This is a genomic window from Flavobacterium aquariorum (genome assembly GCF_003254745.1).
GTDB classification, from domain to species: Bacteria; Bacteroidota; Bacteroidia; order Flavobacteriales; family Flavobacteriaceae; genus Flavobacterium; species Flavobacterium aquariorum.
Window position 1 is genome coordinate 1 of sequence record NZ_QKXH01000018.1, and the last position, 5,197, is coordinate 5,197.

6 protein-coding genes are annotated in these 5,197 nt (G+C 30.3%); all 6 read right to left on the reverse strand.

Going from position 1 to position 5,197, the window contains the following annotated elements; genetic code table 11:
• Positions 1-772: 772 nt before the first annotated feature.
• Positions 773-1,168, reverse strand: coding sequence for a hypothetical protein (locus DOS84_RS18700; RefSeq protein WP_111411625.1), 396 nt, complete (start codon positions 1,166-1,168; stop codon positions 773-775).
• Between the two features lie 28 nt (positions 1,169-1,196).
• A complete protein-coding gene (locus DOS84_RS18705) occupies positions 1,197-1,586 on the reverse strand; it encodes a hypothetical protein (RefSeq protein WP_111411626.1) in 390 nt (129 codons plus the stop codon).
• Positions 1,587-1,651: 65 nt separating this feature from the next.
• A complete protein-coding gene (locus tag DOS84_RS18710; RefSeq protein ID WP_111411627.1) occupies positions 1,652-2,026 on the reverse strand; it encodes an exodeoxyribonuclease X C-terminal domain-containing protein in 375 nt (124 codons plus the stop codon).
• Positions 2,027-2,189: 163 nt separating this feature from the next.
• On the reverse strand, positions 2,190-3,014 hold the full coding sequence (locus DOS84_RS18715) for a DUF4339 domain-containing protein (protein WP_124020669.1): 825 nt from the start codon (positions 3,012-3,014) through the stop codon (positions 2,190-2,192).
• 259 nt (positions 3,015-3,273) lie between these two features.
• On the reverse strand, positions 3,274-3,819 hold the full coding sequence (locus DOS84_RS18720) for a hypothetical protein (protein WP_111411629.1): 546 nt from the start codon (positions 3,817-3,819) through the stop codon (positions 3,274-3,276).
• A gap of 848 nt (positions 3,820-4,667) precedes the next feature.
• Positions 4,668-5,030 carry a hypothetical protein gene (locus DOS84_RS18735; RefSeq protein ID WP_111411632.1) on the reverse strand — a complete coding sequence of 121 codons (363 nt, stop codon included), beginning with the start codon at positions 5,028-5,030 and terminating at the stop codon, positions 4,668-4,670.
• Positions 5,031-5,197 lie beyond the last annotated feature (167 nt).

Here is a 5,197-nt window from a genome sequence, read left to right on the forward strand (position 1 = left end):
GCAAAAATTGAATGTATAATTTCTTCGGTGTCTATATAATTCTTGCAGTTTAAAATTATTTCGCTCAATATCATTTCTTTCGATGTTGTCTTTTAGTATTTCGTTCCTCGAATATCGCCCATAACGTTCCCGCGCTACAAGCAGTTTGGGATTAAATAAGCGTTATTTTTCGGATTTGCCAAATCTTGCAAATACAAAACCATATTTATATTAAGCCAAATCCCCAAATTGCTTGTAGCGTGTGTTATGGTGCGGTTGTTTTGTCGAAATTACGATTTTCAAGCAAAACTTTCACGCTTCTGTTGGCAAAATCCAATTTTCACGCTTCCGCTTTTCCACTCGCAATTTTCGGCATTTTTTTTACCTATTCTCTTTTTAATTTCTGCGCAAAATTTTTCAAGTTTCTGCTTTTCAAGTTAGAGTAGGAGATTTCCAATTTTCACGCTTCTGCTTTTCAGATTCCAATTTTCAATTTTCTGTTGGCAGATTCCAACTTTCCGACTTCTATTGGCGATTCCAATTTTCACGCTTTTGCTTTGTAAACTTTTTGCGGAAACAAATGCTTATTTTCTAATTGTTTTCATCTGCGTAATTTCGGCGCAACTGCCCCATAACGTTCTCGCGCTATAAGCAGTTTGGGACTAAATTAAGCCATTCTTCGGATTTGCCAAATCTTCCAAATACAAACCAATTTTTCCATTAAGCCTAATGCCCAAATTGCTTGTAGCGTGTGTTGGCAGTAGTTTTTTTTCTTCCGTTTAGTTGTCGTTAATTAATCAAACCAAATTCCTTCATCTATAAAATCTATACTGTATGATTTACATTTTGGACAGAAGTTTTTGCTTTTTTTAAAACATTTACCACCCCAATAATGATTTTCAATTTTCAAATCGTCAGTGAACATACTAGGCTCGTAATACGGAATATACTTTTCATCCATTGTTTCAATTTCAATTGCAATGCTTTTGGAAAAAAAGTACAGAAATTTCTTTTTAACAATTACAGTTTTTTTATAAGCATATAGATTGATTTGCTCAATTTCATTAGATTCAGTATTCAATGCTGGTGCGCCAAAATTAGTAAGATGACTTAACCTACCTCCGCCAATGCTTATTGACTTTGTTTTGTATTCACAATCTTTACAAACTGGTCTAATGGTAAAACCCATAAGAATATTATTTATTAAAATCTAAAAGTTAATTATTAGTTGAAAGAAAATCAAAGTCTCTTTCTGTATTCTTGACAAATTCAATAAACTCTCTTATTTTTGGTCGAGCTTTACTTCCTTTACTGTATTGCCATTTAGATTCAGGTAGAATTAATCCACAAATTCCATAATTCATTATGTTGGAATATGATGTTGTTTTTTCTCTGAAAAAGTTTTCAAATAACTGACACCAAGATTCAGAAAGTTTTTTTGCAATAAATTCAATTTGGTTCATTGAAAGTGTATTGTTTTTAAGAAGATCTTCTACAGCTTCATTCTTATCAAATAATAAATATTTATCAAAATGGTAACTTAAAACTGCATTTAAATTTTCTTCAGTTTTTGGATAAATATTGAACTCTTTTTTTGGTAAAATCATTTTAGTAATTTTTAATAATTAATATTGAATATTAAACTCCAATATTCTTGTATATATCCATATAATTATAAACTGTCCCACCATTCGGGGCTCTGTTGATCAGTGTCTAAACTATCATTATAATATTCATTATCCCAATTTGAAGAGGAAGAATTATTATCAAAATTGTCATCGTCATCATAGTTTCTTTTGGATTCAATTTCTAAATATTCTTCATAATTTCTTTGTTTGTTTTTAAGTATTATTACTGCTTCCTCATCGACTAAAAATTTTGGATATATTTTCTTTATTTCTGTAACAGCTTCGTTGCTTATTACAAAGCCTTTCAGATTAACTATGCACCATTGTATATACATTGCATTTTCATTAGCAACGTCAATTAATTTTCTGTATTTATATTTTCCAAATTCGAAATGACTTTCGGTTTCAAATAATTCCATTTACGTGTGTTCTTATAAAATTACTGCCAACGTTCTCGCGCTACAAGCAGTTTGGGATTAAATCAGCGTTATCTTTCGGATTTGCCAAATCTTCCAAATACAAACCAATTTTTACATTAAGCCAAATCCCCAAATTGCTTGTAGCGTGTGTTGGCAGTAGTAATTATTGTTTACAAAAGTATGGGTCAATTTCTCCAGCTTTTGGTGCAAAAGTATTGTCATAACATATATGCAATTTTTTAGATGAAATTGTTTGTATTTTTGCTTCAACAGAAGTTCCTCTGTCACTTTCTGGTGCTGAAGCCGATTTATCTTGTTTAGCTGGAATATTGTAAATTGTCACAATTTCACTTTTGTATATTCCACCATTGTCTTTTATATAATCTACATTAACGTTCACTTCATCAAGTAAATATTCAGTATTGTTAGTTACAATTATGTCCAAATTGCTAATTCCTCCAAGTTCGTTGTAACTATAACGGTTTGTACTTGCTCCAACATATTGTTCAATATTATTTCTGTAATTTCTATTTTTGATTGTTAGTTCTTCGTTAATTCTGTCTTTTTCGTAATCGATAGCAACTTCTGCAGTATCAACTCCAATAAAATCACTATTTTCATTATATGTTGGTTGTGAATTATTTGATGAGATTGCTAAACCAACAAACACTAGAATTAAAACACCAACACCAATTAAAGCATTTCTCAAAGTTTTACTTTTTTCAGGTTCAAAATTTTGATTATTTCCATAATTCGGTTTTGGAAATACTGGTGGATTTATGTTTTGTTGAGAAAATTTTTCAAATTTTGGTGGAGTAGAAGTTGAGACAATTATTGATTTTAATTCCTCCACATTTCCTGCGATTGTCCAATTTTGTATTCCCTCATACCAAATTGGAGTTTCACTTTTAATTTGCATTGTTTTTAATTGTTCAGTGTCAAACGGACCATTTTCAGCTTCGCCGTTATGAATAAAATATTTTCTCATTTTACTTTTATATTTTCTTTTTTCTACGATTTTCGAGATTATTACTGCCAACGTCCTGGCACTACAGCGGGTTTGGGATTAAATTAAGATTTATTTCTCGGTTTAATACTAATTTTCCAAGTACAAAACAAACTTTAAATTAAGCCAAATACCCAAATCTTGTGTAACTGCTGTTGGCAGTAGTTCTTATTTTAATTTAACGATGTAATTATTTCTATATGTTAAATTCAATTTTACTCACAGCATTTTACGGATACTTTTAAAAATTATATTTCCCGAAATAACTTCCGTTTAGTACTTTACCGTCAGTTCTAGTAAATTGAAAAGTTACATATATTTTCGTGTTGCTTAAATACTTAATTGATAATTGGACATTTTTTGAATATAATGATTGGACTGTGTCGTCAAATAAGAAATCGTCACCAGTACAATTTCCAGCAATGCATTTATCTAAATAAACCTCCAAATCATTAAAAACATTGATATCTCGAACTTTTAATTTGGTGTCTTGATAATCTATAAAAATGACATTGTAATTGGTGAAATCATCTGTTCCTAAAACCGTATGGAAGACTTCGCTTTTAAAAACAAATCTAATTGCGTTTGATAAAGTTGCAGGATTATCACTTTGATTAAAATTATTTATACTAAGAGAACTTAAAGGATAAAATTTATTTTCAAACTTGAATCCATTCAATTCTTTAACTATTGGTTCGCCCGAAGATTCTGAATCATCGGAATTACAACCAATTAATGACAAAAGAACAGAAAAGAATAGTAGGGATTTTAAGAAGGACTTTTTCATTATGCTAAATTTATATGAATATTATTTAAATTAGTTTCAATATCATTCGATGTTAATCTTTTATCTAGGTGGAATTACTGCCAACGTTCCTGCGCTTGGCGAGGTTGCGAAGTTCGTGACTGATTATTTTCTGCTAAAGATAAAATTTCTTGCGAAACTTAAAGGTGATTTTTATTACAAAATTCGCAATCTCGCCAAACGCATGTTATGCGGGGGTTGTTTAGTCGGAATTACTTTTAAACCGCAAATTTTTTACGCTTCTGTTGGCACATTCCAACTTTCCAATTTCTGTTTTTCAGTTTCAATTTAGCTTTCTATATTCAGTTTGTTAATTGTCAATCTTTATGTTTTAGATTCCAATTTTCACGCTTCTGCTTTTTTCGCACTTCTACATTTAGATTCCAACTTTCACGTTTCTGTTGGCAGATTCCAATTTTCAAGTTTCAGTTTTCCGTTTTCAATTTTAAGCGCAATGTTTTTCAAGTTTCTGCTTTTCAGATTCCAACTTTCACGCTTCTTATTTGTCAATTTTCTGCGGAAATAAATGCTTGTTTTCTGATTGAATTTACCTGCGTAATTTCGGCTCAACTCACGCATAACGTTCTGTCGCTACACGAGGTTTGGGATTAAAGATGCGAGGTTTTTCGGTTAAACACAAATTTTCCAAGTACAAAACAATCTTTAAATTCAACCTAATGCCCAAATCTCGTGTAACGGCTGTTGGCAGTTCGGCTTTTTATTTATTTTCAATTTTCGATCAAACTTCCGCAACAATTTTAAGTCGGAAGTGTTTTTTAAACTATTTTATTATGAATAGAAAAGAAATTAAAAATTTATTAAAGATATTTTTAACTCACTTTGTTTTCTGGTTGATTATCATCTTGATTATTAATAACATTCGTTATATATTTTATAACATTTAAATAGACTTGAACTATAACGAATATTAGAATTAGATAATGACTTTCTAAATTTAAGTCTGGTAAAGATTCTTTAGCCATTTTGATTTTGTTGTAATCAATGAATTGATTAATTTTTATATACGTATTTTCAACTGCTGAAGACCAAGTAAAAAGCAAAATAAAAATAATGGATACCAATATTGATATTTTGTCAAAGATTTTGTCAAATACAATTTTATATTTAAAAGCTAAAACAGTTATGCCTGTTATCAATGCTAAGGTTAAACTTGATATTATAGTTTCTGCCATATATTTTTACTTTCTTGTTCGGTTTAGCAAGCTGACTGCCAACGTTCTCGCGCTACAAGCAGTTTGGGATTAAATTAAGCCTTATCTTTCGGATTTGCCAAATCTTCCAAATACAAACCAATTTTTCCATTAAGCCAAATACCCAAATTGCTTGTAGCGTGTGTTAC